19 protein-coding genes are annotated in these 15,425 nt (G+C 64.8%); 10 read left to right on the top strand and 9 right to left on the bottom strand.

What is annotated here, in order from left to right:
• Nucleotides 1–58: 58 nt before the first annotated feature.
• Complete coding sequence (gene cysS / locus BRAS3843_RS09760) at nt 59–1,477, bottom strand: cysteine--tRNA ligase (protein WP_008968677.1); 1,419 nt, start codon at nt 1,475–1,477, stop codon at nt 59–61.
• Nucleotides 1,478–1,877: 400 nt separating this feature from the next.
• Here cysS and BRAS3843_RS09755 point away from each other — a divergent pair, with 400 nt between their 5' ends.
• Nucleotides 1,878–2,183 (top strand): hypothetical protein, encoded by a 306-nt coding sequence (locus BRAS3843_RS09755; RefSeq protein ID WP_008968676.1) that lies wholly within the window; start codon nt 1,878–1,880, stop codon nt 2,181–2,183.
• 148 nt (nt 2,184–2,331) lie between these two features.
• A complete protein-coding gene (locus BRAS3843_RS09750; protein WP_008968675.1) occupies nt 2,332–3,534 on the top strand; it encodes a DUF2865 domain-containing protein in 1,203 nt (400 codons plus the stop codon).
• A gap of 6 nt (nt 3,535–3,540) precedes the next feature.
• Here the strand turns inward: BRAS3843_RS09750 and BRAS3843_RS09745 are convergent, their stop codons facing one another.
• The 3 genes from BRAS3843_RS09745 to BRAS3843_RS09735 are packed head-to-tail and all read right to left on the bottom strand — an operon-like array spanning nt 3,541 to nt 7,055.
• Nucleotides 3,541–5,298 (bottom strand): NAD+ synthase, encoded by a 1,758-nt coding sequence (locus tag BRAS3843_RS09745; RefSeq protein WP_008968674.1) that lies wholly within the window; start codon nt 5,296–5,298, stop codon nt 3,541–3,543.
• 13 nt (nt 5,299–5,311) lie between these two features.
• The gene (locus BRAS3843_RS09740; RefSeq protein WP_008968673.1) at nt 5,312–5,665 is read right to left on the bottom strand and encodes a diacylglycerol kinase; all 354 of its coding nucleotides are present in this window, start codon (nt 5,663–5,665) and stop codon (nt 5,312–5,314) included.
• A gap of 1 nt (nt 5,666) precedes the next feature.
• Nucleotides 5,667–7,055 carry a 3-deoxy-7-phosphoheptulonate synthase class II gene (locus BRAS3843_RS09735; protein ID WP_008968672.1) on the bottom strand — a complete coding sequence of 463 codons (1,389 nt, stop codon included), beginning with the start codon at nt 7,053–7,055 and terminating at the stop codon, nt 5,667–5,669.
• 169 nt (nt 7,056–7,224) lie between these two features.
• Here BRAS3843_RS09735 and BRAS3843_RS09730 point away from each other — a divergent pair, with 169 nt between their 5' ends.
• Nucleotides 7,225–8,118, top strand: coding sequence for an alpha/beta fold hydrolase (locus tag BRAS3843_RS09730; RefSeq protein WP_008968671.1), 894 nt, complete (start codon nt 7,225–7,227; stop codon nt 8,116–8,118).
• Between the two features lie 108 nt (nt 8,119–8,226).
• On the opposite strand, the gene BRAS3843_RS09725 is transcribed toward BRAS3843_RS09730, so the two are convergent.
• The gene (locus tag BRAS3843_RS09725; RefSeq protein WP_008968670.1) at nt 8,227–8,628 is read right to left on the bottom strand and encodes a cupin domain-containing protein; all 402 of its coding nucleotides are present in this window, start codon (nt 8,626–8,628) and stop codon (nt 8,227–8,229) included.
• Between the two features lie 300 nt (nt 8,629–8,928).
• Between BRAS3843_RS09725 and BRAS3843_RS09720 the strand changes: the two genes are divergently transcribed.
• Together BRAS3843_RS09720 and BRAS3843_RS09715 are read left to right on the top strand one after the other, a co-directional pair.
• A complete protein-coding gene (locus tag BRAS3843_RS09720) occupies nt 8,929–9,156 on the top strand; it encodes a hypothetical protein (protein ID WP_008968669.1) in 228 nt (75 codons plus the stop codon).
• Between the two features lie 10 nt (nt 9,157–9,166).
• On the top strand, nt 9,167–9,628 hold the full coding sequence (locus BRAS3843_RS09715) for a GNAT family N-acetyltransferase (RefSeq protein ID WP_008968668.1): 462 nt from the start codon (nt 9,167–9,169) through the stop codon (nt 9,626–9,628).
• A 107-nt stretch (nt 9,629–9,735) separates the two neighbouring features.
• On the opposite strand, the gene BRAS3843_RS09710 is transcribed toward BRAS3843_RS09715, so the two are convergent.
• Nucleotides 9,736–10,503: a DUF4336 domain-containing protein gene (locus tag BRAS3843_RS09710; RefSeq protein ID WP_008968667.1), complete on the bottom strand. Its 768-nt coding sequence runs from the start codon at nt 10,501–10,503 to the stop codon at nt 9,736–9,738.
• 154 nt (nt 10,504–10,657) lie between these two features.
• Between BRAS3843_RS09710 and BRAS3843_RS09705 the strand changes: the two genes are divergently transcribed.
• Genes BRAS3843_RS09705 through BRAS3843_RS09690 form a run of 4 tightly spaced genes read left to right on the top strand, consistent with a single transcriptional unit; the run spans nt 10,658 to nt 12,137 of the window.
• Entirely contained in the window at nt 10,658–10,981 is a 324-nt protein-coding gene (locus BRAS3843_RS09705; RefSeq protein ID WP_008968666.1) for a metalloregulator ArsR/SmtB family transcription factor, read from the top strand.
• Nucleotides 10,978–11,388: an SRPBCC domain-containing protein gene (locus tag BRAS3843_RS09700; protein ID WP_008968665.1), complete on the top strand. Its 411-nt coding sequence runs from the start codon at nt 10,978–10,980 to the stop codon at nt 11,386–11,388. Before BRAS3843_RS09705 ends, BRAS3843_RS09700 begins: the two co-directional genes overlap by 4 nt.
• 54 nt (nt 11,389–11,442) lie before the next feature.
• On the top strand, nt 11,443–11,676 hold the full coding sequence (locus BRAS3843_RS09695; RefSeq protein WP_008968664.1) for a hypothetical protein: 234 nt from the start codon (nt 11,443–11,445) through the stop codon (nt 11,674–11,676).
• Nucleotides 11,676–12,137 (top strand): DUF1801 domain-containing protein, encoded by a 462-nt coding sequence (locus BRAS3843_RS09690; RefSeq protein ID WP_008968663.1) that lies wholly within the window; start codon nt 11,676–11,678, stop codon nt 12,135–12,137. Before BRAS3843_RS09695 ends, BRAS3843_RS09690 begins: the two co-directional genes overlap by 1 nt.
• A 201-nt stretch (nt 12,138–12,338) precedes the next feature.
• On the opposite strand, the gene gor is transcribed toward BRAS3843_RS09690, so the two are convergent.
• Genes gor through rpiA form a run of 3 tightly spaced genes read right to left on the bottom strand, consistent with a single transcriptional unit; the run spans nt 12,339 to nt 15,038 of the window.
• Nucleotides 12,339–13,724 carry a glutathione-disulfide reductase gene (gene gor / locus BRAS3843_RS09685; RefSeq protein ID WP_008968662.1) on the bottom strand — a complete coding sequence of 462 codons (1,386 nt, stop codon included), beginning with the start codon at nt 13,722–13,724 and terminating at the stop codon, nt 12,339–12,341.
• A gap of 40 nt (nt 13,725–13,764) precedes the next feature.
• Nucleotides 13,765–14,292: a DUF2059 domain-containing protein gene (locus tag BRAS3843_RS09680; RefSeq protein ID WP_008968661.1), complete on the bottom strand. Its 528-nt coding sequence runs from the start codon at nt 14,290–14,292 to the stop codon at nt 13,765–13,767.
• 47 nt (nt 14,293–14,339) lie between these two features.
• Nucleotides 14,340–15,038 carry a ribose-5-phosphate isomerase RpiA gene (rpiA, locus tag BRAS3843_RS09675; RefSeq protein WP_008968660.1) on the bottom strand — a complete coding sequence of 233 codons (699 nt, stop codon included), beginning with the start codon at nt 15,036–15,038 and terminating at the stop codon, nt 14,340–14,342.
• A 156-nt stretch (nt 15,039–15,194) separates the two neighbouring features.
• On the opposite strand from rpiA, the gene BRAS3843_RS09670 reads away from it, so the two are divergent.
• A partial coding sequence (locus tag BRAS3843_RS09670; RefSeq protein ID WP_035981263.1) for an HAD hydrolase-like protein occupies nt 15,195–15,425 on the top strand: 231 nt, incomplete at its 3' end.

The following is a 15,425-nucleotide window of genomic DNA, read 5'->3' as shown; positions in this document are numbered from 1 at the left end:
ACCAGCTTCAGCACGATGTAGTACAGCCAATGCCGCGGAAAAGGCGTGTCGGGTCGGCTCATCGCGCGATCTCCCAGGTCGTGACCGGCTTGCCGTCCGGCCCCTTGCCGTCCTTCAGCACCACGCCCATCGCAACCAACTCGTCGCGGATGCGATCGGACTCCTTGAAATCCTTGCGCGCGCGGGCGGCGGCGCGCGCTGCGATCAGGCCGTCGACCTGAGCCGCGTCGACCCCACTCGCCTGCTGCTTGCGCGTGTCCCATTGCGCCGCGCTCTCGGACAGAAATCCGAGCAATCGCAGCGAGCCTGCGAGCGTCGCGCGATCCTCCTCGTGACCCGATGCAGCCTGGCTCCGTAATCCGTGGAGCGTCGCAATCATCTGCGGCGTGTTGAGGTCGTCGCACAGGGATTCGATCACCGCATCTGCGGGGCGTCCGTCGCGGACATCGCCTGCGGCGCGATACCAGTCGTCGAGCGCCTTCGCGCTCTCCTCCAGGCCCTTCAGCGTCCAATCGATCGGCGAGCGATAATGCGTCTTCAGCATATTGAGGCGCACGACCTCGCCCGGCCAATCTGCCAGCACGTCCCGGATGGTGACGAAGTTGCCGAGGCTCTTCGACATCTTCTCACCCTCGACCTGCAGGAAGCCGTTGTGCATCCAGACATTGGCCATGCGCGGCGCATGGAAGGCGCAGCAGCTCTGCGCGAGCTCGTTCTCATGATGCGGAAACACCAGATCGATCCCGCCGCCATGGATGTCGAAGGTCTCGCCGAGGTGCTTCCACGACATCGCCGAGCACTCGATGTGCCAGCCGGGACGGCCCTGGACTTGGATGCCGGCCGGTGACGGCCAGGACGGCTCGCCCGGCTTGGACGGCTTCCACAGCACGAAGTCAGTCGGCTCGCGCTTGTAGGGCGCGACATCGACGCGGGCGCCCGCGATCATCTCGTCCAGCGAGCGGTTGGCGAGCGCGCCATAGCGCGGCAGCACCGCGTTCGCCGCATTCATCGCCGCCGGCGAGAACAGCACGTGGTTTTCGGCGACATAGGCAAAGCCGCCGGCCACCAGCTTCTCGATGATGGCGCGCATCTCAGCGATATGTTCGGTCGCGCGCGGCTCGATTGTCGGCCGCAGGCAGCCGAGCGCATCGACGTCGTCATGGAATTGCCGCTCGGTGAGTTCCGTGACCTTCCGGATCGCCTCGTTCAGCGGCAGGCCCGGATAGTCGCGCGCGGCGCGATCGTTGATCTTGTCGTCGACATCCGTGATGTTACGGACGTAGGTGACATGGTCCGCGCCATAGAGATGGCGCAGCAGGCGGAACAGCACGTCGAACACGATGACCGGCCGCGCATTGCCGATATGGGCGAAGTCGTAGACCGTCGGTCCGCAGACATACATGCGGACATTGTTGCGATCGAGCGGCGCGAAGCTGCGCTTCTCCCGCGAAAACGTATCGTACAGACGCAATTCCATCGACCCGTCCCCTAAAGCCTTCGCCCTGGTCTGCCGCGCGACTGCTGCAGCAATGGTTGACCGGCGATATGCGACCCTATCCCCGCCATGCGCCCGGTCCGATACAACTGATCACGGCGCAAATACGAAAAACCCGACCTGCCGGCCGGGCGTCCTGATCATCTCTGTCGAGAATAGACGGCCTCAGCCAGCGAATCGCTAGCTCGTAATCTCGCGGCAAATGCAGCAGATGGCGAGGAGACCGTTCATGAAATTCACCATGGGGCACGCCAAGGTTTCCGTCAAGAGCCGCAAATCGGCCACCTTCGCCGCCCAAACGCTCGCGCCCCAACCGTGTGGTTAATCATTATTAACCGCTTTGACTTACCGTTGCGGACATCCTCTCAACGTTCGGTGCACCATGCGATTCTCCTCGGCCGTGCTCGCCTGTGTCCTCGTTGTTGCCGCAACCGCTGCCCGCGCAGAAAGCCGCATCTTCATCATCGCCAACGAGGCCGACGGCTATGGCGTCGACCAGTGCCTGGCCAAGGGCGACAAATGCGGCGCCTCTGCGGCCCGTTCCTATTGCCAATCACGGGATTTTGCTCAGGCCTCCGCCTATCGCCGGGTCGACCCCGACGAAATCACCGGATCGGTGCCAAAAGCGGCCGCAAACTGCGTCCACGGGGCTTGCGGCGAGTATGTTGCGATCACCTGCCAGCGCTGAGCTTTAGGGAACTGGCGGTTCCCGCCACGGCTGCGCCCCGGAAACGGCGTGACGCTGCCGAACAAAGCGGCTATGGGAAGCCGGCCTTGCCGCGAATTTTCCGAAATCTGTGCTAATGCGCGGCACCCATAGACCGGAATACCGCATCTTGATCGCTTCCAACTCCCCGCGCCTGCTCGCCTGTTCCGCGCTGCTTGGATTGGCCATGACTGGCTCCAGCGCCTTGACGGGCTCCAGTGCCTTGGCCCAGTCCGCGACCGAGCCCTACGCCCAGATGAATCCGGGTCAGCCGGCTGCGCAACCGGCGGTGAACCCGATGTGCCCACGGCTCGAAGCACAGCTCGCCTCGATCGATCGTGGCGGCGGAGGCGATCCGGCCAAGGAAGAGCAGATCCGCCGCTATCAGGATGCCGCCGCCAAGCAGCAGGCGGAGCTTGAGCGCGTCACCATGCAGGCGAAGCGGATGGGCTGCGACAGCTCCGGCTTCTTCTCGCTGTTCAACGGCCGCTCGGCCGAATGCAGCCCGGTCAACACCCAGATCCAGCAGATGCGAAGCAATCTCGACCAGATCACCTCCAGCCTTGAGCGGCTGCGCGGCGGTGGCTTCGGTGGCGGCTCGGATCGCGACAATCAGCGCCGCTCGGTGCTGGTGGCGCTCGGCCAGAACAATTGCGGCCCGCAGTACCAGCAATATGCCAACGCCGCGCGCAGCAGCAACGGCCCGGGCAACTTCCTGACCAACCTGTTCGGCGGCGGAGGTGACGTCAACGCCAATCCCGCCGCCTCCCTGCCGCCGCCGAGCGCGGACCTCGCGGCGCCCACCGGCACCTACCGCACGGTCTGCGTGCGCTCTTGCGACGGCGCCTATTTCCCGATCTCGTTTGCCACCGTTCCCGGGCGCTTTGCCGACGATGAGCGCGCCTGCAAGGCGCAGTGCCCGGCCGCTGACGCCACGCTGTTCACCTATCGCAATCCCGGCGAGGACATGAACCAGGCGGTGTCGATCAACGGCCAGCCATACAGCGCGCTGCCGAACGCTTTCAAATATCGCACCGAGTTCAATCCCACCTGCTCCTGCAAGGCTCCCGGGCAGACCTGGGCAGACGCGTTGAAGTCGATCGACGACAAAGCCGAGGCCCAGCAGCAGGGCGACATCATCGTCACCGAAGAAAGCGCGAAGCGGATGCAGCAGCGCCAGACCGGCAAGCCGTCTCCCGCCTCCGCCAGGAAGGGCGCCGCCCCGGCCGCAGCCGACACCGCGCCCGCCACGACACCTGACGCCACGACGGGGACGAGCTCGGACAACAAGCAAATCCGCACCGTCGGCCCGACCTTCATCCCGGCGCGCTGATCGCGCTCAGCCCTCGAACGCGTCGAGCGAGGCGCGGCCGCCGCGTGAGACCAGGGAATCATCGGGCGCGGAGAGCGGCTCGGCCGTATCACGGAAGCGGTTGGTGATGGGATAGCGGCGGTCGCGGCCGAAATTTCGGCTCGTGACCTTCACCCCCGGCGCGGCCTGGCGGCGCTTATATTCAGCCGTGGTGAGCAGATGATCGATCCGGAGCACGGTGTCGCGATCGAAGCCGGCGTCCACGATGTCAGCCAGGGTCTGCTCTTTTTCCACCAGCCGCTCCAGGATGCCATCGAGCACGTCATACGGCGGCAATGAATCCTGGTCGGTCTGGTTCTCGCGCAACTCAGCGCTTGGCGGCCGCGTGATGATGCTGGCTGGAATCACCGCTCCTGGCGGCCCCAACGCACCGTCGGGCGTCCAGGAGTTGCGCAAGGCGGCGAGCCGAAACACCTCGGTCTTGTAGATGTCCTTGATCGGGTTGAAGCCGCCATTCATGTCGCCGTACAGCGTGGCGTAGCCCACCGACATCTCCGACTTGTTGCCGGTCGTGACCAGCATCGCACCGAGCTTGTTGGACAGCGCCATCAGGATCGTGCCGCGGGCGCGCGCCTGCAGGTTCTCCTCGGTGACGTCGGGCGGCAGACCCGCGAAAGGACCGGACAGGATGTTTTCAAATCCTGTGACCGCGTCAGTGATCGGCAGCACCTCGTAGGCAATGCTGAGATTGGCGGCGAGACTAGCGGCATCGTCCAGCGAAGCTTGAGCAGTGAACCGATAAGGCAGCATCACGCCGCGCACCCTGTCGGCGCCGAGCGCATCGACGGCGACAGCGGCGCAGAGCGCGGAATCGATGCCGCCGGATAATCCTAGCACCACACCGGCAAAGCCGTTTTTGGTGACGTAGTCGCGCAGGCCCAGTACGCAGGCGGCATAGTCGGCCTGGTCGCCCTCGGGCAATGTCGCGACCGGCCCGGCGCAGCGCCACGTATCGCCGTCCCTCGTCCAGGTCAGCGTCGTGACGCTCTCGGCAAAACCCGGCAGCTGCGCCGCGACCGACAGGTCTGCGTTCAGCACGAAGGACGCGCCGTCGAACACCAGCTCGTCCTGGCCACCGACCTGGTTCAGATAGACCAGCGGCAGGCTGCTCTCGGTGACGCGCGCGACTGCGACTGATAGGCGAAGATCATTCTTGTCCCGCGCGTAAGGCGAGCCGTTTGGCACCACGATGATCTCGGCCCCGGTCTCGGCCAGGGTCTCGACCACGTTCTCGTAGTCCTCGGACTCCTCCAGCCAGATGTCCTCGCAGATCGGCACACCGATGCGCACACCGCGCACGCTGACGGGACCGGCCGCAGGCCCGCGCGCGAACAGCCTGACTTCGTCGAACACGCCATAGTTCGGCAGGTTCGCCTTGAAGCGCAGCGCGGCAATCCGCCCGCCATCGAGCAGCGCACAGGCGTTGTAGAGCTTGTGATCCTCGACCCAGGGCGTGCCGATCAGCACCGCGGGCCCGCCATCCGCGGTCTCGCGCGCCAGGTTCTCGACCGCGGCGCGGCAGGCGGCCTGGAACGCCGGCTTTGCCACCAGATCCTCCGGCGGGTAGCCGACGATGAACAGCTCCGGCAGCACCACCAAATCACTGCCGTCGGCGGCGGCTGTCGCGCGCGCCGCGCGTGCTTTCGCGGCATTTCCAGCGACATCGCCGACGGTCGGATTGAGCTGCGCCAGCGTGATCTTGAAGGTGTCGGCCGCTGCGCTCATCCCGCAACCCAAGTCAGAGAATGCCGAGGCGCTCGGCGAGCGCGAACAGCCAGAATGCCCCCGACATCAGCAATGACACGCCGACCGCGGCCGAGCCGAGGTCCTTCACCCGGCCGATCTGCAGGTCGTGGTCGGTGGTCAACCGGTCGGCGAGCTTCTCGATCGCGGTATTCAAGAGTTCGACCACCAGCACCAGCACCACCACGCAGACCAGCTCGACCGAGCGCATCGGCGTGGCGCCGATCAGATAAGCCAGCGGCAGCGCCAGCAGGAACGCCACCCCCTCCTCGCGCACCGCCTGCTCGGAGCGGAAGGCGAATATCAACCCACTGCGCGAGTTGAGCGTCGCGCGCCAAAGTCGCAGCACCCTACAGTCCCGCGGCTGCCGGCATCGGCGCGGTCTTGCCGCCGCGCTGCTGCTTCAACAATTCGGCGATCAGGAACGCCATGTCGATCGACTGCTCGGCGTTCAGGCGCGGATCACAGACCGTGTGATAACGATCATTGAGATCCTCGTCGGTGATCGCCCGCGCCCCGCCGATGCATTCGGTGACGTCCTTGCCGGTCATCTCCAGATGAATGCCGCCGGCATGGGTGCCCTCCGCGGCATGAATCGCGAAGAAGGCGCGCACCTCGGACACGATGCGGTCGAACGGCCGGGTCTTGTAGCCTGATGTCGAGGTGATGGTGTTGCCATGCATCGGATCGCATGACCACACCACCTTGCGGCCCTCGCGCTGCACGGCGCGGATCAGCCCCGGCAGATGATCGCCGACCTTGTCGGCGCCGAAGCGGTTGATCAGGGTCAGCCGCCCCGGCTCATTGTCCGGATTGAGCACGTCGATCAGCTTCAGCAGCTCGTCGGGTTTCAGGGACGGCCCGCATTTCAGCCCGATCGGGTTCTTGATGCCGCGGAAATATTCGAGATGGGCATGATCGAGCTGGCGGGTGCGGTCGCCGATCCAGATGAAATGGCCCGAGGTCGCGTACCAGTCGCCGGTGGTGGAATCGACCCGGGTGAAGGCCTGCTCGTAGCCGAGCAGCAGCGCCTCATGGCTGGTGTAGAAATCAGTGGCGCGCAGCTCGGGGTGGCTCTCCAGATCGAGGCCGCAGGCGCGCATGAAGTTGAGCGCATCGGAGATGCGGTCGGCGAGCTCCTTGTAGCGGCGGGACTGCGGTGAATCCTTCACGAAGCCCAGCATCCATTGATGCACGCTGGCGAGATTGGCGAAGCCGCCGGTCGCGAAGGCGCGCAGCAGGTTCAAGGTCGCGGCCGACTGCCGGTAGGCGTCAAGCTGGCGCTGCGGATCGGGCGTGCGCGCTTCCGGCGTGAAGGCGATGTCGTTGACGATGTCGCCGCGATAGCTCGGCAGCTCGACCCCGTCGACCTTCTCGGTCGGCGAGGAGCGCGGCTTGGCGAACTGGCCGGCGATGCGCCCGACCTTCACCACCGGCACCGCGCCGGCATAGGTGAGCACGACGGCCATCTGCAGCAGCACGCGGAAGAAGTCGCGGATATTGTTGGCACCGTGCTCGGCAAAGCTCTCGGCGCAATCGCCGCCCTGCAGCAGGAAAGCTTCACCCGCGGCGACCCGCGCCAACGCCTTCTTCAGGTTGCGGGCCTCGCCGGCGAACACCAGAGGCGGAAAGGTCGCGAGCTGCGCCTCGACCTCGGCCAGCGCCTTTTCGTTGGGATAGGCAGGCATCTGCTGGACCGGCTTGGAACGCCAGCTGTCGGGGGTCCACCGCTCGGACATCGCTTTCCACTCCCTCAAGCAAAAACCGCAAGTTTTCCAGCACTTGCGGAGGCCGCCTTATACACAGCCCGCCCCCGAACCGCCACTTGGATTTAAGCGACTGGCTCAAAGCCTTGCCACGGAAGCCGAATTCCACTTAGCTCAAGCACAACAAGAACCGAGGACGGACGTGACGCAGACCGTGCTGGACGACGTGTTTGCCGAGGATATTACGATCCCGGCGGCCGATGGCTTCCCGCTTGCCGCCACCCTGTTCCTGCCCCGCGGTCCGGCGCGCCATGCCGTGCTGATCAATTCCGCCACGGCCATGCCGCGCAAGATCTATCGCGGCTTTGCCAGCTACCTCGCCGAACAAGGCAGCGCGGTTCTGACCTACGATTACCGCGGCATCGGCGGCAGCCGGACGACCGGCGCCGGACGGGCGCAACCGCTCAAAGGGTTCAAGGCCTCGATGGCCGATTGGGCGAACCTCGACATCACCGCCGCGGTCAACTGGATGCGCGAACGCTACGATGCGATGCCGCTACGCTATGTCGGTCATTCCTTCGGCGGCCAGGCGCTGGGGCTCCTGGCCAACAACACAGAGGTGTCGCGCGCGCTCTTCGTTGCGGCGCAGGTCGGCTATTGGAAGCTGATGACGGGATGGGAAGGCTATCGCGTCTACGCGATGCTCAATGGCGTCGGCGTTCCCCTCACCCACGCGCTTGGCTATGCGCCGGGCTGGGCCGGAATCGGTGAAGACCTGCCCAAGGGCGTGTTCCTGCAGTGGGTGAAATGGCTGATGAGCCCGCGCTATCTGTTCGATGACGCCTCGCTGCAGGGCTTGCCGAACTTCGCCAACTACAAGGGCGATTTGCGCGCCCTGTGCCTTACGGATGACCCCTGGGCGACACGGCCCGCGGTCGAACTGCTCTGCGCCGGCTACCCCTCGATCACGCCGGAGATCCTCAGCGTGACGCCGGCCGATGTCGGCGCGCAGAAGATCGGCCATTCCGGCTTCTTCCGCCGCGAGCACCGCGACACGCTCTGGCGCGGAACTGCGGATTGGTTGCTGGAGGCGTGAGGCGCCGATCGCCGTCCGCTTGTCATTCCGGGGCGCGCGTAGCGTGAGCCGGAGTGACACCGCCTGTGTTGCGCGGCTTCCCAAAGTCCTCTCTGCCGTTCTCCATCTTCAAGCGCGCGCGTGATATTGCGCGTCGCTGACGTGTTCGCCCCAATCGACCGGGCTGCCGTGCAAGGCTTCCTGGATGGCGATGTGGCTCATGCGGGCGGTGGCGGTGGCTCCGTGCCAATGCTTCTCGCCCGGCTCGAACCAGACGATATCGCCTGGATGGATCTCCTCGATCGGGCCGCCCTCGCGCTGGGCCCAGCCGAGACCGGACGTCACGATCAAGATCTGACCAAGCGGATGGGTGTGCCAGGCGGTGCGCGCACCCGGTTCAAAGGTGACGAGCGCACCGCGCACCCGCGCCGGCTCCGGCGGCTGAAACAAGGGATCAATGCGGACCTGACCCGTGAAATATTCGGCCGGCCCCACTCCTGATGGTCGCGAGCCGCTGCGCTTGATGTCCATGACATTTCTCCATCATTGCTGAGGGGATTCAACGAAGGCTGCGGGCCGTTGCTCCTATCTTGTGTGGGAGCAGCGCAGCCATCGCAGTACGGATCGCCTCCCAACTCCCGCGTGGCCGTGGTGGGTGCGCCGTCTATTTCGCTGCCAGTCTGAAGGTGCCGCAGGATGTGACCGAGCACGCCGGTATCGAAATCCGCCTGCCCGCCCATGGCGGGTCTATGCCTGTGAGTTCGAAAAGCGCCGCCGCGTTCTGCCAGTCTGCGTGGACGCGCGCTCGTCGTCAACACGATCACCCTGCGCTTGGCCGTGGTTACAGGCCTTGGGCTAGACTATGATGCGCAGGCGCGGCGCGATGCCGTTGCCGACGCCAGGAAAAGTCTGCTCGGCCTGCGCGACGGGCTGATTGCGCGCGGGCTGGCGACGGCGGCCGAGATCGAACAAGCGCTCGCTGCCTGGGATCAATGGGGCGGCGATCCCGACAACGTCTATCTCCGATGCCGCTGCGAATGCGGTGCGCGAAGGATGTGAGCATCGAAGCATGGCCCTGACCGTCACCTGGCAGGATTTCGCAGCACTCTCCGCCGCAGAGATCTACCGCGTCTTGATGCTGCGGCAGCAGGTGTTCGTGGTGGAGCAGCTATGCGCCTATCTTGACGCCGACGGTCTCGACGAGGCGGCGATCCACGGGCTCGGCTGGGATCAGGACGGTGGCCTCGTCGCCGTCGCGCGGATCCTGCCTCCCGGAAGCAGGTTCGACATGCCGTCGATTGGCCGCATAGCGGTGGCCCGGCACGCGCGTGGCCTCGGCTACGGCCGCACGCTGGTCGGTCTCGCGCTTGCGGAAACCGAGCGGCGTTATCCCGATCGGCCCGTCCGCATCGACGCGCAAGCTCATCTCGAACAATTCTATGCCTCATTCGGTTTCGTTCGGTCCGGCCATCCCTTCGATGAGGATGGCATCCCGCATGTCGGGATGATCAGCCAGAGCTCGTCCGCGTGAGCGAGGCGGCAATGCTGATCATCGGCTCTTCTCGCACGATCGCAGCTCTGGCTTCTGTCGTGATGCAGAAATTGGCTTCGGTCTCGCTGCGCGAAGTTGCGTCAACCTCACTTCAGTAGCCAAGCAAATGCGCGGCGCAACACCGCGGTGCCATTGCTCTCGTGCCATTTGCCATGCGCGATGACGATCCGCTCGGGAGCCCACGCGATCATGGTCTCGACCGCAGCCCGGAGTTGGGCGCGATGCTGCCATGTGAAGGTCAGCCGGAGATCGCGCGGCAGGCCCCCATGGGGCGGCTTCACGCCGCCGATCCAGGTCAGATAGCGCAGCCAGCCGGCGCTGATCTTGCCCGGCTCGAAATTCTCGATCAGGTCGGTCAGGATCAGCGTGCGGGACGCGAGGTGGAAGAACTCCACCTCGGTCATGTAGCTGCCGACCACCGGCAGCGTGGCGATCTCGTCGTCCCACGGATAACCGTCGGCATGATGCAGCGGCAGGCTCGCAAAGCTCATCTTGCGCAGGTTCTGTCTCTCCGCCTGCTCGCGGATGCGCGGCGCCAGATAGACCAGCGCGTCGGGAAACGCCGCATGCCAGTCGGTGATCCACCAGTAATGGAGGCGGTTGGGGCCGACGAGGAAGCGCACCGCGCCTTCGCGTTCGATCTCCGCGCGCAGTTCCGGCGTGAGTTGCGTCGGTGAATGAACGAACAAGCCGCCGGAGAGGAGACGAATCACCGTCATCCGCGTTGGAAACGGAAACTTCAATCCGGGAAGTCCGAAGCGGATGGTCGGGCCGTCGACGATCCAGACGTTGTCGGCGATCGGCTTCAAGGTGTTCAGCGGCGGATAGGTCGCAGGCGACGCGCCATGCGCCATGGCCGGATTCTCCCGTTAGCCCTCTGCCCGCGGACGGATCAAGCGCAGCCCCGGCCTTTGAGTTCCAACCTGATCGGAGATCGCGGCTGTGCCTTGACCATCCCATAACTGCTCGGTTATACGTCAATCCATAACCAACGAGTTATCGATCGAAATGTCGAACGCCCCCGATCTGCTGTTCCGGACGTTGGCTGATCCGACCCGGCGCGCCATCTTTGAGCGGCTGTGCCGCAACGGCGAGCAGACGGTCGGCGCGCTCACGGCCTGGGCCGGCGTCTCACAGCCGGCGGTTTCGAAGCACCTTGGGGTCCTGAAGCTGGCCGGGCTGGTACGCGACCGCCACGAAGGCCGCCAGACGCATTACAGCGCTCAGCTCCGGGCACTGACGCCGCTGATCGACTGGACCCAACAAATGGCCGGCTTCTGGGAGAGCCGGTTCGACGATCTCGAAGATCTGCTCAAGAGGATGGACCAATGACCGATACCGTTTCCGAAACGCGCTCCGTCATCGTCGAACGGGATTTTCAGCACCCGCCGGAAAAGATCTGGCGCGCGCTGACCCAGCCGCATCTGATCGCGGAATGGCTGATGAAGAACGATTTCCAGCCCGTGACCGACCACCGCTTCACCCTGCGCGGCGACTGGGGCTCCGTCGATTGTCAGGTCATGGAAATCGAGCCGAACAAGACCCTGTCCTACAGCTGGGCCGCCCTTGGCCTCGAAAGCGTCGTCACCTGGACACTGACGCCGACGCCGACGGGCACTCACCTACGCATGGAGCAGGCCGGCTTCCGCACCGATCAGCAGCAGGCCTATCAGGGCGCCCGTTACGGTTGGGCGAAGTTCTTCGACAATCTGGAGCAGGTCGTGGCGCGTCCCGATTGAGGTCGGCCGCGCCGATCAGGTCCTCACCTCATTGCAAAGGAACAGGAGATATCATTGAACTGGAGCAACTGGCTCAGACAGGTGCATCGCTGGCTGTCGATCGCCTTCACGCTGGCCGTCATTCTCAATATTCTCGCGATGACTCGAAGCGAGCCGGCGATCTGGGTGGGCATGCTGGCATTGGTGCCGCTCATCCTGCTGCTGGCCACCGGCCTGTATCTGTTCGCACTACCGTATGTCGCGCGATGGCGTACTGCGCGGGCCGCATGGGTTGATGGAGGACAGTAATGGCGGGCAGCATGGCCAAGTCATCGGTCAAGTCATCGGCCAAGGTCGCAAGCAAGACCAAGCGCGGCGCTGTAGATGATACAGACGGCGCCACGCCCTCTCAGCTGATCGAGGCGCGGATCACAGAGCTCGGCGACTGGCGGGGCGAGATGCTCGCCCGCCTCCGCGCGCTGATCAAAGAAGCCGATCCCGAGGTGATCGAAGAGTGGAAATGGCGCGGCGTCCCCGTGTGGTCGCATGGCGGGATCATCTGCACCGGCGAGACCTACAAGGCCGTGGTGAAAATGACCTTCGCCAAAGGTGCCGCGCTGGACGACCCGTCAGGCCTGTTCAATTCCAGCCTCGACGGCAACGTCAGACGCGCGATCGATATTCGCGAAGGCGAGGCGATCAACGAGAAGGCCCTCAAGGCACTCATCCGCGCCGCGGTGAAACTGAACACCTCGAAAGCTAAGCGCTGAGCCTCTAGTTGCCTGGCGACCTCTGCGTCACACCGTCATTGCGAACGAAGCGACTTGTCCGCCGAAGCCCGGCGGGCGAAGGCGGAAGCAATCCAGAATCTCTCTTCAGATACAATCTGGATTGCTTCGGAGCTCACGCTCCTCGCCATGATGGACGCAAACGAGAGCTCAGCGGCCGCTGATGCCCTCCTGCAGGGAGGCCTACTCCGCCGCCTGTCTCACATGCCGCTCGGTGACGGTGCGCATCGTCACCAGCTCTTCGGCGGCGGTCGGGTGCAGCGCGATGGTGGCATCGAAATCGGCCTTGGTCGCCCGCATCTTCACCGCGATCGCGAGCGCCTGCGTGATCTCGGCGGCGGTATCGCCGACGATGTGGCAGCCGAGCACGCGGTCGGTTGTGCCGTCGACCACCAGCTTCATCAGCACGCGGGTGTCGCGGCCGGATAGCGTCGCCTTGATCGGTCGGAACGAAGTCTTGTAGATGTCGACGCGCTCGAAGCGTTCGCGCGCCTGCGTCTCCGTCAGGCCGACGGTGCCGACCTCGGGCTGGCAGAACACCGCGGTCGGAATGTTCTCGTGGTCGACCTGCACCGGCTTGTTGCCGAACACGGTGTCGGCAAAGGCATGGCCCTCGCGGATCGCGACCGGGGTCAGGTTGAAGCGGTGGGTGACGTCGCCGATCGCGTAGATGTTCGGCACCGTGCTCCGCGAAAAATGATCGACCGCGATGCCGCCATTCTCCGGGTTGATCGCAACGCCGGCCTTCTCGAGACCGAGATTGGCAACATTCGGATGGCGGCCGATCGCGAACATCACCTTGTCGGAGGCGATGCTCGATCCGTTCGACAGATGCGTGGTGTAGTCCTTGCCGTGCTTGTCGACCTTGTTGACCGTGCAGCCGGTCAGGATGGTGATGCCTTCCTTCTCCATCTCGGCGCGCACGTGCTTGCGCACATCCTCGTCGAAGCCGCGCAGGATGTTGTCGCCGCGATAGATCACGGTGACGTCGGAGCCGAAATTGGCGAAGATGCAGGCGAATTCCAGCGCGATATAACCGCCGCCCTGGATGACGATCCGACGCGGCAGCTCGTCGAGATGAAACGCCTCGTTGGAGGAGATGACGTGCTCGATGCCCGGAATCTCGGCGCCATGATTGGGCGCGCCGCCGGTCGCGACCAGGATGGTTTTGGCGCGGACCTTCTCGCCGGTCATCAGGCGCAAGGTATGTGCATCTTCCAGCACCGCGCGGGTCTTGACGATGCGTGCGCCTGATTTCTCGACATTGGCGGTGTAGGCCGCCTCGAGACGCGCGATCTCCTTGTCCTTGTTGGCGATCAGCGTCTTCCAGTCGAAGGTGGCTTCCGGAATCTTCCAGCCGAAGCCGGCGGCATCAGCCAGCTCCTGGCGGACATGGGAGCCGATCACCAATAGCTTCTTCGGCACACAGCCGCGGATCACGCAGGTGCCGCCCATGCGATATTCTTCGGCGACCATCACCCGGGCGCCATGGCCCGCCGCGATGCGGGCGGCGCGCACGCCGCCCGAACCACCGCCGATCACGAAGAGGTCGACGTCGAAATCATCCATGTCCTCGACCCCTTCGTCCTCGCCCCGCTCGCGCGGGACTTTAGATCTGCTTGCCGCGCTTGCGCATCTCCGCGCGGAACTGGTTGGTGACGGTGTCGGCGAAGTTCGACGCCCACTGGTTCATCGCCATCATGCTGAGCTGGATCGCCTTGGGTTCGGCGTTGAGCAGCTTCTGGCCGAGCGGCGACTTGTAGAAGGTGACGAGATCCTTCAGCTCCTGGTCGGAAAACTCATTGCAGTAGATCTGCGCCATCTGCTCGCCGATCTCCTTTTCCTTGCCGGCGAAGGTCTGCGCCACCACGACCGCGACCTCGTCGAGGTCCTTCTGGTAGTTCAGATTGGCCGAGATCAGGGTTTGCTTGGCCTGCTGCACGATGCCGGGAACCGCGTTCGCATACATGGCGGCCGCATTCTTCATCGACAGAATCTCGCGCGCCGACGCCATGCAGGCGGGCGAAGCCGGCTTGAGCGCCGGGGGCTGGCCCTGCTGCTGCGCAGCGACCGGGCCCGTCAAGGCCATCGCCAGGACAAAGCCGGCCGCCGGCAAGATTCCGAAAACGCTCTTCATTCCTCGTCTCCTGTGAGATTGCGGCCCCAGTGCAGGTACAAGTTGCACTAGGGCCGCTCGATAACGCGAATTCCTTGCGCGCCAGCCAGGATCGCCGTCTTGGCCAGACCAATGAACAGCCCGTGCTCGACCACTCCCGGTATTGCGCTCAAAAGGCCCGCCAGACGCGGCGCATCCTGGATCTCGCCCAGGCGGACATCGACAATCCAGTGGCCGCCATCGGTGACGAAAACGTGGCCATCGGCGGTCTTGCGCAACACCATCTGGCCGGAAACGCCACTCCTTGCGAAGGCATCTCCCATCGCGCGCTGGGTGGCGGCGAGCCCGAAGGGAATCACTTCGATCGGCAGCGGAAAGGCGCCGAGACAACCGACCCATTTGCTGTCATCGGCGATCACGATCATGCGATCTGAGGCGGCCGCCACAATCTTCTCGCGCAGGAGCGCACCGCCCCCGCCCTTGATCAGGTCGAGCTGTGGATTGATCTCGTCGGCGCCGTCGATGGTGAGGTCGAGCCGGTCGATTTCGTCCAGCGTGGTCAGCGGCACGCCTGCGCGTTCCGCCTGCGCTCGCGTGGCCTCGGAGGTCGGCACGCCGACAACCTTCCATCCGCCGCGCACTTTCTCGCCCAGCAGCTCGACGAAATGCTTGGCGGTCGACCCGGTGCCGAGCCCGAGCTTCATGCCATCGCGCACGTGGTCGAGCGCGCGCGCCGCCGCCTGTCGTTTCAAGCCGTCGATATCCACCTGCGAAACCCTGCCCCCGTGATGTCCGGCGCGAAAATCGGGCGCATATCTAGCGATCTTTTGTCACGGCGGATAGCGCTTGACGCGCCTGAAACCCGACAAAAATCCGCCACCCACCCCTTGCGCGGGAGCGGCCCGGCCGCTAGCGGATCAGGGATGGGATATGCTCGCACCATCGTCTTCGATCTCGACGGCACGCTCGTCGATACCGCACCGGACCTGATCAGCGCCCTCAATCACGTGCTGGAACGCGAAGGCCTAGCGCCGCTGCCGCTGGCCACCGCCCGCAACATGATCGGCGCCGGCGCGCGCCGGCTGCTCGAGCGCGGGCTGGAAGCCGAGGGCCGCCTGGTCGGACCTGAGGAGATGAACCGCCTCACCGCCGAC

The sequence above is a fragment of the Bradyrhizobium sp. STM 3843 genome, from assembly GCF_000239815.1.
In the GTDB taxonomy this organism is placed as follows: Bacteria; Pseudomonadota; Alphaproteobacteria; order Rhizobiales; family Xanthobacteraceae; genus Bradyrhizobium.
The sequence above is the reverse complement of the archived record's forward strand: the minus strand, read 5'-3'. Positions and strand labels throughout refer to the sequence as shown.